The sequence below is a fragment of the Actinoallomurus sp. NPDC050550 genome (assembly GCF_040655075.1).
Taxonomy (GTDB): domain Bacteria; phylum Actinomycetota; class Actinomycetes; order Streptosporangiales; family Streptosporangiaceae; genus Actinoallomurus.
On record NZ_JBFAJC010000047.1, the window covers coordinates 39,969 to 56,521 of the forward strand.

Consider the following 16,553-nt stretch of genomic DNA (forward strand, 5'->3'; position numbering starts at 1 on the left):
GACAATGGGACCTCGCATGCATGGCGATACAAGAAAGGCGGGATAGCATTTAAAGAGAGAATTGCAGTTAACACATGGCGCATTAAGGCGCAAACGGCCGAGCCGACCGACCGCCGCGCATCTGTTACGGGCATCAGCCCTCATGTCGGGACGCACGTCCGGGAGGCGCGCATCACGCGTCACCTCGGAAGACGCCCGCTTCGCACCACCGGTTCTAGATCGGTGCCGCCGTCGATAGCCGATCCGGTAGGCGACCCGGGACCCCCCAAGTAACGCGGCCGTCCGGCCGGGATACGAACCGCCGTCACGTCGCCACGTTGGTGTCTACAGTCAGCGACCGGAAGAGTGCGCATGTTTCTCGAGAAGGCTCTTCGCCGAGGCGCGCAAGTCGCTCCTCCAACGCTTCATACGCAGACCTGACGCTTTCGATCCGGTGCAGCCGATGGTATATCCGCATTATCTTGCGGTCGGCTTCTTCATGACATGGGGCTACCTTGACGGCTCGCTCAAGGATCGTGATCGCCCTTCCGGGACGTTGATCCTCGATCAGCCGCACTACCTCCATCGACGCGTCGATGACCTTACGTCGAAGGTCTTGCAGATGCGGTTCGGCCCATGACCCGTCGCCGACATGGGCGAACTCGCCGCGATATATTTCGAGGGCCTGCTCGAATTGTTCCAGGCGACATGTATCGTCATAGGCAGTACGGCCCAGGCGGACCGCCGTCTCGAAGTCCCAGAGATCAGTATCGACCAGGCTGCGGTCGAGCCAGTATCGACTCATCCTCAACTGCACGAATTTCGCACCTGATCCGCCCGTTGCTTCTCGTAGTGCCCTGCGCAGATAGTAAAGCGCGTCGCTAAAACGCTTGCGCGCACAGGAAAGCGGCTCTGACGGCCAGAGATCCTCGATAATGAGGTCCGCGCTGGCACCCTCGGGGTGACAGGCGAGGTACGTGGCGATCTCCCAGGAGAACTTGCGCTCCAGCAAACCGGGAAGCCTTCGTCCCGCCATGGCGATCGATGCAGGGCCGAGTATCTGAAGTCGTGGCTTGATGCGCTGAGCGCGTTGGAGCGCCCTCCCCCCATCGATCACAGTGAGGGCCGATGCCGCGATCGACGATCGAGCCGCCTCGACCGTATCGGGAGTGCCCATTGACGGCGGACCGGCATCGACTCTGCCGTCCACCCTCGCCTCTGACTGAAGAACCTGCGCCTCATCCTGTATGGAGTCGCGCGAGGCGATCGTCAGACGGGCACCGATCAACGCTTGGAGTTCGGGGGACGCGGACGATACTCGGCCGTCATCGTCAACGGCCAGGCTCGCGCCGAGAGACCACCGGCCCGACAGCAGCGCGTAAATCCCGTACTGGACGGCTTCGTTGATCAATGCTTGCAGACGAATCTGCTGGGCGTCGGCATGAGCGAACAGCCATATCTGCCGCAGGCTTCTGGTGTCTCCACCGTTCTCCTGCGTACGGACCCGCCCGGACAGTTCGGCGTGCACCAATGCGATCGCCTCGTCCAACGTCGCCACGACGCTGGCCTCAGCGGGCACCGGTCCGACGCCGAACAGTTCCGCTGCGCAGGCAGCCGTGATGATGAGCACGTCTCGTCTCCGATAGGCAAGGGCCGCGATCGCCGCTCGGAGGACACCGGCGCCGGCCACCCCGATGATTCCGCCGGCCGCGGAGATATCGACGACGACCGGACCCGCGCACGCCCAGCCCTTGAGCGGCTCACCGGGCTCCGGAAGGAACTGCAGGACCCGAACCGCCCCGCTACTCGCGCGGACAGCGGCGTCCCGGCCCGAACCCTGGTCGGCACTCATCGGTGACGCCACCAGTGACGAGGTCAGCAGTGACCGGCGAGTGTCCGAGCGTCGGCGCCCCATGAGTCGGAACGCCTGACGGCGGATTGCACGTAGCCGCTGCGCGTGCGGCGATGGCCCTGTCGTTCCGTCGGTCTTCCGGATCATCTGCACCTCCCCGACATGCCTGGGCCGCGCCCAGACCACCAGAAGAACAGAGAAGCGTGCGCCTGAGCAGCAGGGAAGATGCGGTTCTGCGCAGTGAGGGATTCTGCTCATCCCAGTGCCTGAGGCAGCGCTCGACAGGTCGCCGCGAGAGCGCCTGATGGCGAAACCCCGGAGCCGAAAGACCTGCGACGCCGCAGGTCGCGCACCGCATCGGGTGTTCAACGAGGCACCAGCCCAGCTAGATGACGCAACGCAGTTGTATGATGACGGAGAGTTCTTAGTGAGGTGATTACATCGGAAGACGAGAGCCCCCAGCGGACGCATCGAACCGACGAATCGCATCTGGTCAGCGGGCAGGCCCAAGGTACTCGGGCTGCGACTCGCGAATGCTGTACCGATATCCCCCACTTGCCGGAAAGCTGAAGCATGAACTCTTCCGATACGAGTTCCGTCCGTCGACTCTTCACCGGGCTAGTGGGCGACGACCTGCTGGCCGCATTCGAGAGATTGGTCGCTGCTGACGGTTGCCCGATCTCGCAGGCCGGTGATCGCGTCGGCCCACCTGATCTGGTGAAAAAACTACTCGACTGCGGGATGGCTCATATCGGATCGGCCAGTCCCGATCCCCCGAACCTCGTGCCTGCACCTCTCGACCTCGCGCTCCACGGCCTGCTGCGGAAGAGACAGCAACAACTGATGGAGGACTGCGAACGCCTCATGGACGGTCATCGCCGTCTGTCCTCCATCGAGCGGATACATCCCAAGGCCGAGGGGATCAGTCACCGGCTCGTGGAGGTCGTCGTCGACAGAACGGAGATCACCAGGCTGTCGCACGCCCTGATCAACTCCGCCCGAGACGACTGGATGAGCCTGGAGAATTCCCACCTCGAAACGCCTCTGGATGAGGCCACCGGCTACAGTCCGCCGCCGGCCTTCGAGAACAGCGTTCGCTGCCGCGCGATCTACGAAGCCTTCGTGATGGACAACCCGATCGGAGCACGCGCAGTCCGGGAGGCGATAAGCCATGGTGAAGAGGCCCGGCTCCTCCCTCGAATCGGCATGAAGATGAAACTGGCCGACGCGTCGCTGGCGATGCTGCCTTTGACCCCGACCGGCATGGACGGCGCGATGGTCATCCGCTCGGCCGTCATCGTCGGTGCACTACGCGAATACTTCGAAATGCTGTGGGAACGAGCGATGCCCGTTGGCACGCAGCCGGAATCACGCACCGGCCTGCCCCCCGTCGAGGAAAGGGTCCTTCCGCTGCTCGCCCAAGGACTCACCGACGAGGCGATAGCGCACCGGCTGGAGGTCAGCCTGCCCACCGTCCAACGCCGCCTTGCCAACCTGAAGAAGCGCCTCGCCGTCGACACCCGTATCGCCATCGTCGTGGCCGCCATGCGCCGCGGCTGGATTCAATGACGCGCCGACCACTTCGGCGCTGCGACCCTCCGGGACTGTGATGCTCGATCTGCTCTCGTTCGTCCCCAAGGCCCGGCTCCAACCGGGCGTCGCCCTATCGCCAGACGCCACCATGGTGGCCTACTCCTACAACCCCGCTCGTCAGTTCGGCCTATGGATCGCCCCCGTCACCGGCGGTCAACCGCGTTGCCTGGTGGAGTTCCCCGACCGGGCTGTGCGGCAGGCCGCGTGGTCCCCGGATGGCAAGTCCCTGGTGTTCACCGCCGACCGCAACGGAGACGAGCAGTATCAGATCTACCGGATTCCGGTCACGGGCGGACAGCCGGAGAGGCTCACCACGGCTGACGACCGCCAGCACACACTCGCGGCCAAGCCGTACGACCCGACCGGTCGTTATCTGATCTACGCAGCTAACGACCGCGATCAGGCCGTGCAAGATCTCATCATCCGGGATCTCCAGGGCGACACCGAGCGCAGACACATCCCTGTCGGAAAGGGCTTCTACAAGCCCGTTGGCACATCGCCGGACGGTCGTTGGGTGCTGATCGAGGGCTTCAGCGCGAACATCGATTCGGACTGCTACCTGCTCGACCTCCACGCACCCGGCGCCGAACCCGTACTGGTGACCGACAGCAGCGCCTACTTCGACCCGGTCTGCTGGGCCCCGGATTCCACCGGCTTCTACCTCCTCACCACTGTCTGGGGGGAGTACGTCGCCGGTGCCAGATACTCGCTGCAGGACGGAACCCTGCGGCCGGCCGTCAGCGCCGACTGGGACGTCGAGACCCTCCGCGAGGTCGGGGAGACGCTCCTTTGGACGCTGAACGAGAACGGCCGTTCCGTACTCCACCTACGCCGAGGACAGGCGGAGCCGACATCTCCAGCCCTCCCATCAGGTGTGATCCGCGCACTCGACCTGTCGCGCGACGGCACGGTGGCCACGATCCAGATCGAGACCGCAGCACGCCCCGCCGAAATCGCCGTTCTCGAGCTGGAGAGCGGGGCTCTGACCTACCTCACCGACACCCGGCCGGCCGCCCTGTCCAAGATCGAGGCGATCGAACCGCAGCCTGTCACCGTCTCCGCCCGCGACGGCCGCTCAGTACACGGACTCCTGTACCGCCCGCACGGGGCAGGACCATTCCCCGCCGTCATGTGGATCCACGGCGGCCCTGAAAATCAAGAACGCTTCACCTACGAAAGATCCGGCCTCTACCAGCACCTCCTCAACCAAGGGATCGCCATCTACTGCCCCAACATGGCCGGTTCCACCGGATACGGCATGACGTTCCGAACACAGCTGTACCGGGACTGGGGCGGAATCGACCTCCGCGACTTCGAAGACGCTACTGCCCACCTGCGGTCACTGCCCTCGATCGACCCGGACCGTCTCGCCGTAGCCGGCGCCTCGTACGGCGGGTTCGCCGCCCTGTCCTGTCTCACCCGACTCCCCCACCTGTGGAGCGCCGGCGTGTCCTTCTGCGGACCGTCGAACCTCGTCACCCTCGCCACCGCCTGCCCGCCGACCTGGCGGACCTTCGTCAACACCGTCCTCGGCGATCCCCACGACCAAGCCGACGCTGAGCGCCTGAGACGATGCTCACCCATCACCTACGTGGACCAACTCACCGCTCCGTTGCTGGTCATCCAAGGCGCCCACGACCCCCGCGTCCCCAAGCAGGAATCCGACCAGATCGTCGCCAAACTCCGCAGCCGCGGAGTCGACGTCCGCTACAGCGTCTACGACGACGAAGGACACGGTTTCACCAAGCGCGACAACGAGATCACCGCAAACGCCGACATCGCCGACTTCCTCATCACCCATCTCAAGCCCCGATGACACGGTGCGTTCATCATCTGCGGAAACGCTCGTTAGTCGCCCGATGGCGCCATATTGGCGTGTCTGTGCGCTACGCCATGACTACGGACAGGAGCGCAATGGCGGACGAAGGCAGGCCACACGCTGCGTGGCTCACCCGACGCCGTTTGATTGTCCTCGCGTGTGTGCTGTTTCTTATCGCAGCCTCCTACGGAATCTGGGTCTCGCGGGTCGGCGGAGGCGATTTCCCGAGCGTCATGTCTCTACGGCAGTGGCGTACGGTCGCCGACCCGGGGTTGGACGTTTGGCCTACGACGGGGAACCGGCGAGGCGACCGGGGGCTCCTCAGGCGCGCCACGGCAGCCTGGCAGCGACCAGACAGCGGCCAGAACGGGCCCGAAGGGCAGATCACCGTGCTCTTCGCCGACGAGATCGACGATCTGCGGGTCGTCGTGATGCGCGATGAAGGCGACAAGTTCCTCTCCACTCGGGGGATCGCCCGATACGTCGAGCGGAAGGCTCGAAACCGGGAGCACCGCTTGGCTGCAGTCCGGATCAACGACCATGATGGGTACGCCCCGGCCATAATCGGGCTGGTCACCACAGCGCAGGGTGTCCGATACCTGTTTCCGCCCTGGCGGACCAACGTCCGCGTCACCGACCTGTCCGCCGCCAACCTGCAAGGGCGCTCTTTGGCTGTCCGGGGCGGAGTGACCGACCCGATTCGGCTATCCGACGAGCAGACGAATGGCTCCCCATGCCGCGGGATGATCGCCCTCCAGGCGACGGAGCGGCGAGCATCCGGCCCAGAGCTCGAAACCTTCATCTCGGCTCTCGGGCCGGGAAATCCCCAGATCGCCTATCACCCCGACGTGGCGATGCTCCCCGACGACGCCCGCGACCGCCAGCAGCCGATCACTACACCCGACCAATGGCAGGCGATCAAGGACGTGGCGTGCCGCCAAGGGATACCGGCCGTGATCAGCCCGACCCACATCAATATCTGGCCGGTCTGGCACGGTCGACTCCCCCACGGCGGCGACGCCTCTGCACATGTCGCCGAAGTCTGGAGTAATGACCGCGGACACGACACCTTCGCGGTGTTCGATATCGCTGGCGAACAGGTCGGCGAGGTCGCCGGAGCGCACAGTCAAAGCGTGGACATGGCCAACGGAGGAATCGCGGTGGTCGTCGCCCGCTGGAGGGCACCATCCGGCCGCTGGTGCTACACGGCCGCCGGCAACCAGCACATCAACCGCATCCAGATGTTCGGCCAACACGTGAGCGCTCAAGACCAACACGGCCGGTTTCTCACGACGTCGGCCCCGCCCGACGATGAACCACCCGCCATCGCGACCATCGCCTACGACACCAACAACCACCCAGTGGCGTCTGCCCTCCCAACCACTCTTCCCTAACCCGGCACGACCGCCCTGCGACCGCCCATTGCCCGTAAGCACCATGCCGAAGGACGTGGGGCGGCGCCGATGGAGTTTTACGTTTGCACGCCCGCCGATGCGCGCCTCGCGGCATGAGAGTGCACCGGCCTCATATCCCCACGCTGCATACAGGTCGCCATTTACTGGAGCCGTTGTGGAAGCTGCGCCCCGCCCCACAGGCAGCCTGGTTGAGCGGACCGAGTGCCGTCCTGTTCATGGTCATCGGTGAACCACCACGCTGGAAGGCGGTACGGTTCGGCCCCGTGCCCCTCGATGCCTTCGGACTTGAGCAGGCACGCGATCGCCTGATCGACCAATTGGACATAGGTGGCGAGGACGCTCCGGGCAATACTTGTGTTCACCGTTCGGCCCGACCATGGCTTCTCTCCGCTGCGGTGGCCGGCACCAGCGTCGCTGCCCATGCCTTCGTAAGACGGCGCTGCCATCTTGTTAGGTAGGACCCGGTGCGCCACGCCGTTGCGTAGCTCGATGAAGTCGTCCAAGCGCTTCGACATGCCGTCGTAATCCTCGACAGCGCTCAACTCAACGGGGGATCCGAGCCGCTTTCCAACAGCAGAGTCGAAGAAAGTGAGGATCAACGCGCCGGGAAGTTGGAAGGAGGCAGGACACTGCGCCGTTGCCTGCGCCAAGATTCCCGCGGTCTTCGTCTGTTCGTCCTGCCGGCCCAGTCGGCCTACAGTTTCCCGCTCACCCAAGGGGAACCTGACGGCTGCGCCAACCTCGTACACCAGCCGCTCCCACGTCGATACAGCCAGCATGACCACCAGCGGGTTCAGCACCGCCCGCGGTTGATCACCACCGCTCGGACGTTCATTGTGAATCAGTACGAGATCGATTGCGTCGCCCAGCGCTCCCGAGCCCCCAGACAGGCACGCACCACAGGCGGTAGGGCGTCAACCTTCTCATTAGTCAGCTCACCACGGATCGATCCAAACGGCATCGGAACATGATCTCAGGTGCCCAGCCGATCGTGCGGGCCTTTTCTCCCGACCCCTCGCGCCCGCCGTCGCACTCTTCTCCGCACGTCCGGACGCCAGCGACGGCGACGGCGACGTCACCTTCGACGACGAGCGTTTCGCGGCAGAAGAGGATGCCAGCGATCGCGAGAACCGAGGTTCTGCGGCTCGGCCGGGTGAGACTACCGGTAGTAGCGGTGTCTTCAGCCACCGAGCGTAGGTCTCCTGATCGGCCCGCCCCCGACGGGCATCATGCCCGCCGGAGCGGCAGGATGGGCGGGTGCTCATCGTGCGCGCGACCAAGAAGCTACTCGACCGCATCGGCCCACCTAACCTGAACGAAGGCGAGCAGCCCACCACCCTGCTGGGCCAGTGGTACGCCACCGCACTGTTCTGGAAACCCCAGGTCGCATTGTTCGTCAACGAACCCACGCTGCTGCCCGTCCTGATGCCGCTCGCCCCCGCGGCGACCCTGCTGGCCAGATTCCCGCAACAGGTCGCCACGGTGCTCGCCGCGCACGGAACCCCAGAAACAATCATCAGCGCAGAACTAAAGCAGATGCACGACCACCGCCTCGCCAAGACCGCCAACCGCAGCGTCGTCGGCATCATGAACGACTTCACCCGCCTCGCCGAGACCTACCACACCGACACCCCGGCGCCGGACTTGCTCGGCCTTGCGATACGACTGGCGACCACGCCCTGCGGCCCGCTCTACAGCAAACACGTCAGCCCCGACTGCGCTCCGTCACGCCTCCCGCGAACTGACCCGACCGACGACCCCACAGCACCACGCCGACCGGCAGGGACGGACGCGGTGTGCCGTCCTGTCCGCGGCATGAGAGTGCACCGATGTGCGCACGCTCGTCGAACGCGGACCAAGACGACCGCCGATACGGCGCCTGTGGTCCATCAGTCAAATGAGATGGCCCGTCGGCGCGCGACGCGTAGCTGGTGGCCATGACCGCAGTTCCGTAATGCGAACAATTGGGGTCATAGGCCAGCGTCGACTAGTACTCGCGCGGGAAGCGACCAGGCCGTATTATTCGACTCGCCACCGCCGACATGAAGCGTGCGCGAATTTGCATATAGTAGTCGTATAATTTCTCCATCAAAGATATAGGATGCCGAAAAAGCTCGAATGATCGACTTACCGTCTACGAGCCAGTCGAAGTGCTTGCTAAGCGTCTGTTTCTCACCGATGATGGTCCAGAGAAGGCATCGGTGATCGGCTCGAAGAACTGACGCGAGGGCCTCCATGGAAACGTGAATCGTGTCGGGTCCCACCTCTCGGATGGAGAAGTTCTCCGCAAGCACGGTGCCCTCGGCACCCCAACGGAAGTCATCCATCCGTTGCAGGCCAAGAAGAGCACAAAAGGATGTGGAGGGCAACAGTCCGTACAGGTGCTTGCTGTCGGACTGGTCCAGGTCGTTGGCCACTCCGCCATAGCGCGTTGTCGTGATCATGTAGTCACCGGGCGGCTGGAGCTCCTCTCGGTAGGTGCCGTCGCGCTCCGCCGGGCTTGGCCAGTCCGATTTGTACGGATGGTCGGCGAGCAACAGCCCTGATGGGCTACCAGACTCTGGGCTCCACCGTCTGTTCCAGTTCTGTCCCTCGGCCCACTCGCGCCAGATGCCGACATGGTCCGGGTCGATGATGTAGGAGCGGATCTGTGTCCAGATCTGGTGGTGGGGTTCGCGGGTGGCGGCGTCTTCAGGAGGCTGGGGCTGTGACCACTGATAATGTCCGTCCAGCACCAGCCAAGCAGATCCGGTGTGATGCCTGCCGACTAGCAGGCGATCCACCTGCGGAACATTGGAATCGTTGTTAGGCCATTCCCCGTCGAGATGGACGGGGAAGGCGACGTCAATTGGCGCGAACCAGGTCCTCGACGTGTCTTCGTAGGTGCGATTCTCTGTTCGACGCAATAGAACTGTGGGATCGATGTCGTGCCCATAGGCGTCGAGCGGTGTGTCGTATTGAGTCCGACCGCCGCCATGGAAGTCCGGGCGTAGACGATGATGGTCGGCAATACGCCCCGATATGCGCTTGAATGCGATCCATATATACTTCTGCGCGAATCCCTCCAGCTTTTTGCCTTCACCCGAGGATTGCCGGGGAAGGTTTCGGTCGATAGACTGAAACCGTTGAGGGGTCCACCCGAGTGTCAAGACTTGGTCGAAGATAAGCCGAGCAACGACGTCGGCGTCGACTTCACTGGGCAGATCGAATTCTCGGAGAACCGAGTCGATAATGTACTTGCGAAAATCGTCGAAGTCCGACATCACTTTATGACTGACGCTACTGTAAAAGTAGTCCGGTGGTCCGGACATAGCTTCGATCTCATCCTGTGATCGGCATTCCTGGATCCACGTCGACTCGTATGGCGGTCGGATACGGGTCGCGATGTCGTCGATCCCAGGGGTCCACTCGCGCTCTAGTGCTTCCTCGATCACTCGACGGACGTAGTCGCGACTGTGTAGATTCTCGGGCCAATAGCCGCGGGTCAACGTGAAGTCGCGTACCGCATCAGCGACTACGAAGACGCTCTCGGGACGTTCGGCCCGCTGGGCAATGCCGCAACCGACCGACAGCAGGCGTTCCTCGATGTAGTCGTCGTCAACGCCACGGAAGTCGCGCAACATCTGCTGATAGACCGGCGGGGACTCCTCGAGCAGGGCGATGAGTGCCTTCGTGCTGTTGTCCCTCGTTAGGCGGTTTGACGACGACAAGGCCCAGGAAAGTGTCAGCGCGACGAGGTACCGCACCTCGTCGGTGGCCGCTGTGCTGGCATCGGACCATGCCCACTCGATGAGGACCGGTAGGTGTCCGTCCACGTCATCCTGACGATCGCAGAACCATGACCAGGTCGCGTCCCGCTCCGGCAGAGGGGTGCCCATAAGACGAATATGCAGCCAGGCCGCGTTCAGCTTGTGATTGGGCACCGCTGCAACCTGGAGAAGGGCGTTTGTGGCTGCGTCGGATACATCGGCGTTCTTCTGTAGCTCCTCAAGCAGCTCAACGGACCGGTCGCTGACTGCTGTGCTCTGTCGCCAGGCGAGACTGCGCAGGAAGTCGCCGTGCGCATAGAAGTGGTATTCGGTTGTCCCGACGTCGAGCATGTCGATCAGTTCGACACCGTGGATCTCTGGAAGCACCGAGGCCAAGGCTTGCAGCACGCCAGAGTATTGGTACCACCTCTCCGCCATGCGCCTGCATTCGGCCTCGATCTCGGACAGGTCCTTGGCGGCGATCAGTCTGCCTATCGCGATGTCGCCGAGGCGCTCGTATCCGAACCTGATGTACGACGTGCCGTCCACCATATGCTCAGAGAGGAGTCCCTCCTTCAGTAGGCCATTGAGAAGGCTCACGCTCCACGGCCTGTCCGGAAGCAATGCAGAGGTCATGGCTTCGACTTGAGTCTTGGCTAGTCTACGACCGCCGGCGTACATGGCTGAGGCAAGCTGCGCTACCACGATACGGACCAGGCCACTGGCGGGGTCGTAGTCACATCGGTCTTCGGCACCGAGACGAGCGTCTATTGCGTCTAGGAAGCTGTCGTAAATCCATGTGGTTCCGACGCCAGTCCGAGGGAAACTGTGCTCTCCGCGCTGCTGCAGGGTCGTACACAACAGCTTCAAGAAGAGAGGGTTGGTGAACTCAGGGTCGAGCATGGGGAACGAAGGCCGTTCGATGTTGTACCAGTCAAGGAACTGGCGGATCGCACCGCGCGTGAACTCCGCAAAGCCCGTGTGCTGAAACGCCATCATGTGGTCTTGCAACCGGCTGGGGAATGTGTCTACGAGAAACTCGGTCCTACAGGACAGCACCAAGCGGAGGTGTGGCCGCTGAGCCACTTCGTTGAAAAAGCTTCCGAGGTACTTACTCCATAGCTTCCGGTCGGTCGCTTCGTTCAGTGCGTCGATGATCAGCAGACCGATTTCGCCAGCAGTTTGGCATGCGGCATCAAAGGTGGCGAGGAGTTGGCCCGGCGGGCCGTTAAAGCCAATGATTCTGCTGAGCTCCGCATCTATCGGGCCTTTCTCGAATTGTTCCCCGAGCGCGATCAGCGTAGGAAGGCCGGTCGCTGTGCGCTTCTTAGCAAGATCACAGAGAAGATGCGTCTTGCCCGAACCGCCGGTTCCGGTGATGAGCACGGCGCGTTGACCGAAGCTCTGCCAGTCGCGGCCGTGCGCGAGTTCACTCAACTCGTTGATGGCCGACCGGATCGCGCGTACTTCTGAGGCAAGGCCGGCCGCATTGCCGACGTAGCAGCCGTCGCGGAGGCAGTACTTCCGGAGTAGTTCCGACACTGAATCGAGTGGTTGCCACGTCGGCTCGATCTCGGACAGCAGGTCCGGGAGAACCCCATCTGGGCCCCGTGCCTGCGAGGACGCCAGTACGACGACTTCGTCGAGCTGGTCTAGACAGCGGTTCACGTCGTCGATCGCCTGCCGGAACAGATCAGTTTCGACCTCGGGCACCGACAGTCCGTAGTCGCCGCGAGCCTTGCGCAACGCACCGAGCTTCACTCGAATCACATCCTGGAAGGCTGTTGTTCGTCCCAAGCCCTCAAAGACCTGCGAGATGGGAAGCCCGACGTTGAGCTCGGGAGAGTATCGCTCACCGACGTCGGCCTCGGCACGCGCAACGATCTCAATGAACCGCTCGTCGGAGAATCCATCGAGATCAAACCAGTACCGCAGACGTCCTACCTGTGAGGGCTGCAGTAGACACGAGCGCAGTTGATGTTCACCCAGGTAGATGAACCTAACGGTCTTGCCGACAGACTCGGCAGCGGCCTCCCGCCTCTCGACGTACTCGTTCCACTTGGTGAAGGCGCTCTTTGTTCTGGGGGTATCGCCCGCTGGGGGGTCGTACGGCAGAAGGACGTAGTAACGGGCAAGATTTGCTTCCGTGGATATCGCACGGCGGACCGACTTGTCGATCTGACTGAACGCGGCGTCGCCGAGCTCGAACAGGTACTTAGCCTGCCAGCACCAGCTGGCACCACTCGAGAGGACACCCCTACCCTCGCGTCCACCATCGGGATTGCCGAACGTGCTGAAGATGGTGTCCGGTGGCCAGGCGACGAGACCACCAGAAATCATGAGCTGAGAACACAGCTCCTCAAACCCGTCACGTCGCGAGCCTGATGGAGCCTTGCCACGCATATGCTCAAAGTTAATCTCGGGCAGCAGGTGCACTAGTACCTCACAATGCAACGCTTCCAAGAACAGCGATCAAGTTCGAGGGTTACTGCAGTGCCGAATTTCAGCTGCCAAAGCCCGATGCGGTAATCGAGCCAAGTATCAACGCGGCTTTCGGCGATGCCGAGTTTAGTGCCACGGTCACCGGCATTCGGCAGATGGCTAGCGCTGCACAGGGACCGGACAGGTCTCACGAGATCAGATGCGCCGCCAGCGGCTGGACCCGCACGTCGTGATCGCGAAGGTAAGAGGGCCAAGGTCCACTGGAGGTCCGGAGCCTGCAACCTTGCCGAACCTTGCGTCAGCGACACCGAGATGAGCATCGAGCCGGCCTGAAGATGCACTCTCATCGGCATGACAGTACGTCCGACGGGCAGCATCAGCAGGCTGTCTCCGTCATCCAGTGCTGCGGACGGCCTGCGAAGCGGGGGGCAAGTCCCTCAGGCGCCGAGCGAACCCGTCAGGTCCAGCTTGCCCTGCTTGATGTCGTCGATGAACGCCGCCCAAGCCGACGAGGTGAACGCCAGCGTCGGCCCGTTCGGGTCCTTGGAGTCGCGTACGAGGCGCAAGGTGTGCAGCATCGCCGCTTCGACACAGCCTTCCCCGGCGTCGCTGAACGTGCTCTTGCGGAAGACGGCCTGAGGTCTGTTGCGGTCGGTCACGCGGTCTCCCTCTGCAATCACTGTCTCGCCAGCCGCGCGAGCAGCGTCAGCGTCTCCTCTGGGCTGAGAGCCGTCGCCTGCATCTGCTCGAACGCTAGGGCGTGGGTGTGCACCTGCCCTTCGTCCTCAACGTACAGAGCGCCAGTCACATTCTCGACATAGACGACGTTCGGGAAGTACTGCTCGGGGAACTGCAGGATCGAGAAAGAACCGGCAACACCGGGATGGACACCGGCGGTTGCCGGCATCACCTGGAGCATGACGTTCGGCAGCTCCGCCAGTTCGAGGAGTCGCGAGAACTGCGCTTGCATGACCTCGCCGCTGCCGCAGACTCTGTGGAGTACGGCTTCGTCGATGATCGACCAGAATCGCAGCGGCTGATCTCGATCGGTGAGCACGGCCTGTCGCGCCATTCGCACGGCCACCCTACGGTCAACCTCTGCAGGGGGCTTGAAGCGCATCAGCGCCGCCTTGATGACGTTCCGGGCGTAGTCCTCCGTCTGTAGGAGACCGTGGATCACGCCCATGCTGTAGCAGCTCAGCGCTTCGGCTTCGGCCTCCAGCCCGATGTAGGTGGCGTAGTCGGTGCTCAGCGGCTCTGTATCCCACCAGTCGCGTTGACGCGCGGTCCTGGTGAACGTGATCAGGGCGTCGCGCCGGCGTCCCGCGACCCCGTACAGGTCGAGAACGCCCTGAACCTCGGGTGCAGCGACACGTCGCATGACGGTTTCGATCCGCGACAGCTTGGTCTTGCTCCAGCCGAGCTGTTCGGCCGCTTCTTCGAGTGTCAGCCCGCTCGCCTCGCGCAGTCGCCGTAGTTCGGCGGCCAGTCGTCGTTCGCGCACTGTGGGTTGCCGTGTGGACACCGCGTCAGTCTGCCCAGCGTCGCAGTCAGCAGCAACCGTGTTGGGCCTGATCGCCACAACAGATCTTGAAATTGTTTCTTGAAACTGTTGCGGATACCGTCTCGCGCCCTGCACGATGCGTTCAGAGTCAAGAACAGAGAGTGAGGATGGTGACGAGAGCGCGTGAGCCATCGAGATCGCCGATCACGCTGGTCAGCTCATCGGCCGGAAACGGCTCGCACCCGACCTCTCCCGTCCCCAACCGGAAATCAGGACCCCGGTGGGGCGGTGCCCCCGACACCGCCCCACCGGTCAGACGCTGCGGCCGCGACCGACGCTCATGAAGTCAAGGAGCATTTCGGCCGGGTCGCAGCCGACATGGGAGGAGTGTTTGAGTGTCCGTTTCCCTCGTCGACGTCCACGGCGGTCTCGCAGGTGAGTCCGACGCCATGCGCTGGCGCCGGACATTCCCTGGCCATCCCGATCAGGCGCGCCCTGCGCGCCACTTCGTCGCCTTCCTTCTGGCCGGTTGCTCGCTCGCCGACGACGCCGTCTCCGTGACAGGTGAGCTGGTCGCCAACGCCCTGCGGCATACCTACTCCGGGAAGCCCGGCGGGCTCTTCATCGTCGAGGTACGACGCTGGTATGGGGGCGCAGCCGTGGCCGTGACCGACCAGGGCGGTCCGAACGAGCCGACGATACGCGCGCCCACGGAGACGGCAGAGTCCGGACGGGGACTCCACACGATCAACGTCGTGACCGACAGATGGTGTTGGACCGGCGACGCAAGCAGCCGCACGGTAACCGCCGTCTTCAACGAGCGCTGATCACGCCAAACCGCTTCTCAGGCTCTCACGACGCCCGACTACGGCACACGCCCAGGCAGGTTCGGGCTTCCGAGGAAAGGCCAGTGCATGAACACCAACGCGCGACTGCACGCCGAACTCATGGCAACCATCGATCGAGCGTACGAGGCCGCCGACCAGACCGACGGACCGACGATCCGCGCCCTTCTCGACGACCTCGTTCGAGCAGGGGTGGAGCAGGGTACGGCCGCATCCCTCAGCCACGCCCATCGTCTGGCACTGGACGCCACTGCCGCGCTGGTCAGCGTGGTCGACACCCACCGGTACGGATCTCACTGTTCCGAGTGCGGAACCACCGGTCTTTGCCGCACCCTACGCGGAATCTGCGAAATCTTCATTCCTGGCGATGCGCGGTCCCAGGACCTGAGCCTGCGCACATCGTCACAGCCGGTGGATGTCCGGCCGATAACTGTCCGTCGACGACTCCACAAGGACTCGATACACGAATGACCCTCAGGAGGCTGGACCCGGGCGGCTTTCTGCCCGGTTCTCCTCTGATCCTCGACGAAGAGAGTGAATGCAATGATCCGCTCGGCAACCGACGTACACGCCCAAACGAACGGCGATGTGATCGCGATAATGGCTACCGCGATGCGAGCCGACAACGCCGCGATCTGCGCCGCCATCGAAGAGGTCGGCGCCCGAGGGCGGCTTGATGCTCACACCGCGGAGTTCCTTCGCCAAGCGCGCACCAGCATCCTCGGCGCGTGTGCCGCGCTGAACGGCGTACTCCATGCACACCGGTGCGTAACCGGCCCGTATGGCGTCACCGTCTGCGCGAGCTGCGGAACGACAGACGTCTGCCGGACTCTCCAGCACATCAACGACTCCCTACTCGCCTACCGCACCTGCCGCGTTGCCGAGATCGACCGCGCCGAAGCCTGGCGCCAGGCCGACGCCTGGCTCAACCGCGACACCGCACACCCTCTCTTGATCGCGGTGGAGGAATTCCCCGACGGCTTCGTCACCTGGCCCATGCCGCAGCCGAGGACGACGAGTGCCAAGACGTTACTCGTCGTCGACAAACGCACCGGCCGGCTGACCCGCTGGCCGCCGCTCTCCAAAGACCTCTTGGCCGTCCAGTACCGCAATCACCTCCAGGGCCGTCCACTCGACCTCGGCCCATCGGAGGGACGCCGGTGATGCGGTGATGCAGGAAGTGACACGCTCAGGAACACAGGTTCCAACAATCGCAAATGGGCTACAAATGCCTGGATTTGCCCAATTCAACGCCGATGCGGGAAAGACGTAACTCGCGGCCTGCGACTCACATTGAGCGCAAGAATACGACAGAAGGGCTTGCAGGGCGCGGTCTGGGTTCAGATCGGGCTACG

General features: G+C 63.4%; 13 protein-coding genes. 7 read left to right on the forward strand and 6 right to left on the reverse strand.

The genetic code is table 11. From position 1 onward, the window contains the following. Positions 1-304: 304 nt before the first annotated feature. Positions 305-1,831, reverse strand: coding sequence for a bacterial transcriptional activator domain-containing protein (locus tag AB0I04_RS41785; RefSeq protein WP_360897927.1), 1,527 nt, complete (start codon positions 1,829-1,831; stop codon positions 305-307). Between the two features lie 621 nt (positions 1,832-2,452). Between AB0I04_RS41785 and AB0I04_RS41790 the strand changes: the two genes are divergently transcribed. From AB0I04_RS41790 to AB0I04_RS41800, 3 genes are all read left to right on the forward strand, one after another. Continuing rightward, entirely contained in the window at positions 2,453-3,400 is a 948-nt protein-coding gene (locus tag AB0I04_RS41790) for a LuxR C-terminal-related transcriptional regulator (protein WP_360897929.1), read from the forward strand. 40 nt (positions 3,401-3,440) lie between these two features. Beyond that, entirely contained in the window at positions 3,441-5,240 is a 1,800-nt protein-coding gene (locus tag AB0I04_RS41795) for a S9 family peptidase (protein ID WP_360897931.1), read from the forward strand. Positions 5,241-5,632: 392 nt separating this feature from the next. Next, entirely contained in the window at positions 5,633-6,637 is a 1,005-nt protein-coding gene (locus AB0I04_RS41800) for a hypothetical protein (protein ID WP_360897933.1), read from the forward strand. Positions 6,638-6,798: 161 nt separating this feature from the next. Here the strand turns inward: AB0I04_RS41800 and AB0I04_RS41805 are convergent, their stop codons facing one another. Together AB0I04_RS41805 and AB0I04_RS41810 are read right to left on the reverse strand one after the other, a co-directional pair. Further along, positions 6,799-7,458 carry a hypothetical protein gene (locus tag AB0I04_RS41805; protein ID WP_360897935.1) on the reverse strand — a complete coding sequence of 220 codons (660 nt, stop codon included), beginning with the start codon at positions 7,456-7,458 and terminating at the stop codon, positions 6,799-6,801. A 130-nt stretch (positions 7,459-7,588) separates the two neighbouring features. Continuing rightward, positions 7,589-7,846: a hypothetical protein gene (locus AB0I04_RS41810; RefSeq protein ID WP_360897937.1), complete on the reverse strand. Its 258-nt coding sequence runs from the start codon at positions 7,844-7,846 to the stop codon at positions 7,589-7,591. 69 nt (positions 7,847-7,915) lie between these two features. Here AB0I04_RS41810 and AB0I04_RS41815 point away from each other — a divergent pair, with 69 nt between their 5' ends. Next, entirely contained in the window at positions 7,916-8,599 is a 684-nt protein-coding gene (locus AB0I04_RS41815) for a hypothetical protein (RefSeq protein ID WP_360897939.1), read from the forward strand. Positions 8,600-8,628: 29 nt separating this feature from the next. On the opposite strand, the gene AB0I04_RS41820 is transcribed toward AB0I04_RS41815, so the two are convergent. From AB0I04_RS41820 to AB0I04_RS41830, 3 genes are all read right to left on the reverse strand, one after another. Further along, complete coding sequence (locus AB0I04_RS41820; RefSeq protein ID WP_360897941.1) at positions 8,629-12,843, reverse strand: hypothetical protein; 4,215 nt, start codon at positions 12,841-12,843, stop codon at positions 8,629-8,631. Between the two features lie 443 nt (positions 12,844-13,286). Next, positions 13,287-13,508 carry a DUF397 domain-containing protein gene (locus tag AB0I04_RS41825; protein WP_360897943.1) on the reverse strand — a complete coding sequence of 74 codons (222 nt, stop codon included), beginning with the start codon at positions 13,506-13,508 and terminating at the stop codon, positions 13,287-13,289. A gap of 17 nt (positions 13,509-13,525) precedes the next feature. Further along, positions 13,526-14,374 carry a helix-turn-helix transcriptional regulator gene (locus AB0I04_RS41830; protein WP_360897945.1) on the reverse strand — a complete coding sequence of 283 codons (849 nt, stop codon included), beginning with the start codon at positions 14,372-14,374 and terminating at the stop codon, positions 13,526-13,528. 374 nt (positions 14,375-14,748) lie between these two features. Here AB0I04_RS41830 and AB0I04_RS41835 point away from each other — a divergent pair, with 374 nt between their 5' ends. From AB0I04_RS41835 to AB0I04_RS41845, 3 genes are all read left to right on the forward strand, one after another. Continuing rightward, positions 14,749-15,180 carry an ATP-binding protein gene (locus AB0I04_RS41835; protein WP_360897947.1) on the forward strand — a complete coding sequence of 144 codons (432 nt, stop codon included), beginning with the start codon at positions 14,749-14,751 and terminating at the stop codon, positions 15,178-15,180. A gap of 87 nt (positions 15,181-15,267) precedes the next feature. Further along, on the forward strand, positions 15,268-15,669 hold the full coding sequence (locus tag AB0I04_RS41840) for a hypothetical protein (RefSeq protein WP_360897949.1): 402 nt from the start codon (positions 15,268-15,270) through the stop codon (positions 15,667-15,669). A 141-nt stretch (positions 15,670-15,810) separates the two neighbouring features. Beyond that, positions 15,811-16,362 carry a hypothetical protein gene (locus AB0I04_RS41845; RefSeq protein WP_360897951.1) on the forward strand — a complete coding sequence of 184 codons (552 nt, stop codon included), beginning with the start codon at positions 15,811-15,813 and terminating at the stop codon, positions 16,360-16,362. Positions 16,363-16,553: the final 191 nt, after the last annotated feature.

Excerpts from the sequence above, each read along its gene's own strand:
- AB0I04_RS41795 (WP_360897931.1), top strand. The coding sequence starts at position 3,441 with ATGCTCGATCTGCTCTCGTTCGTCCCCAAGGCCCGGCTCCAACCGGGC.
- AB0I04_RS41785 (WP_360897927.1), bottom strand. The coding sequence starts at position 1,831 with ATGAGTGCCGACCAGGGTTCGGGCCGGGACGCCGCTGTCCGCGCGAGT.
- AB0I04_RS41845 (WP_360897951.1), top strand. The coding sequence starts at position 15,811 with ATGCGAGCCGACAACGCCGCGATCTGCGCCGCCATCGAAGAGGTCGGC.
- AB0I04_RS41840 (WP_360897949.1), top strand. The coding sequence starts at position 15,268 with ATGAACACCAACGCGCGACTGCACGCCGAACTCATGGCAACCATCGAT.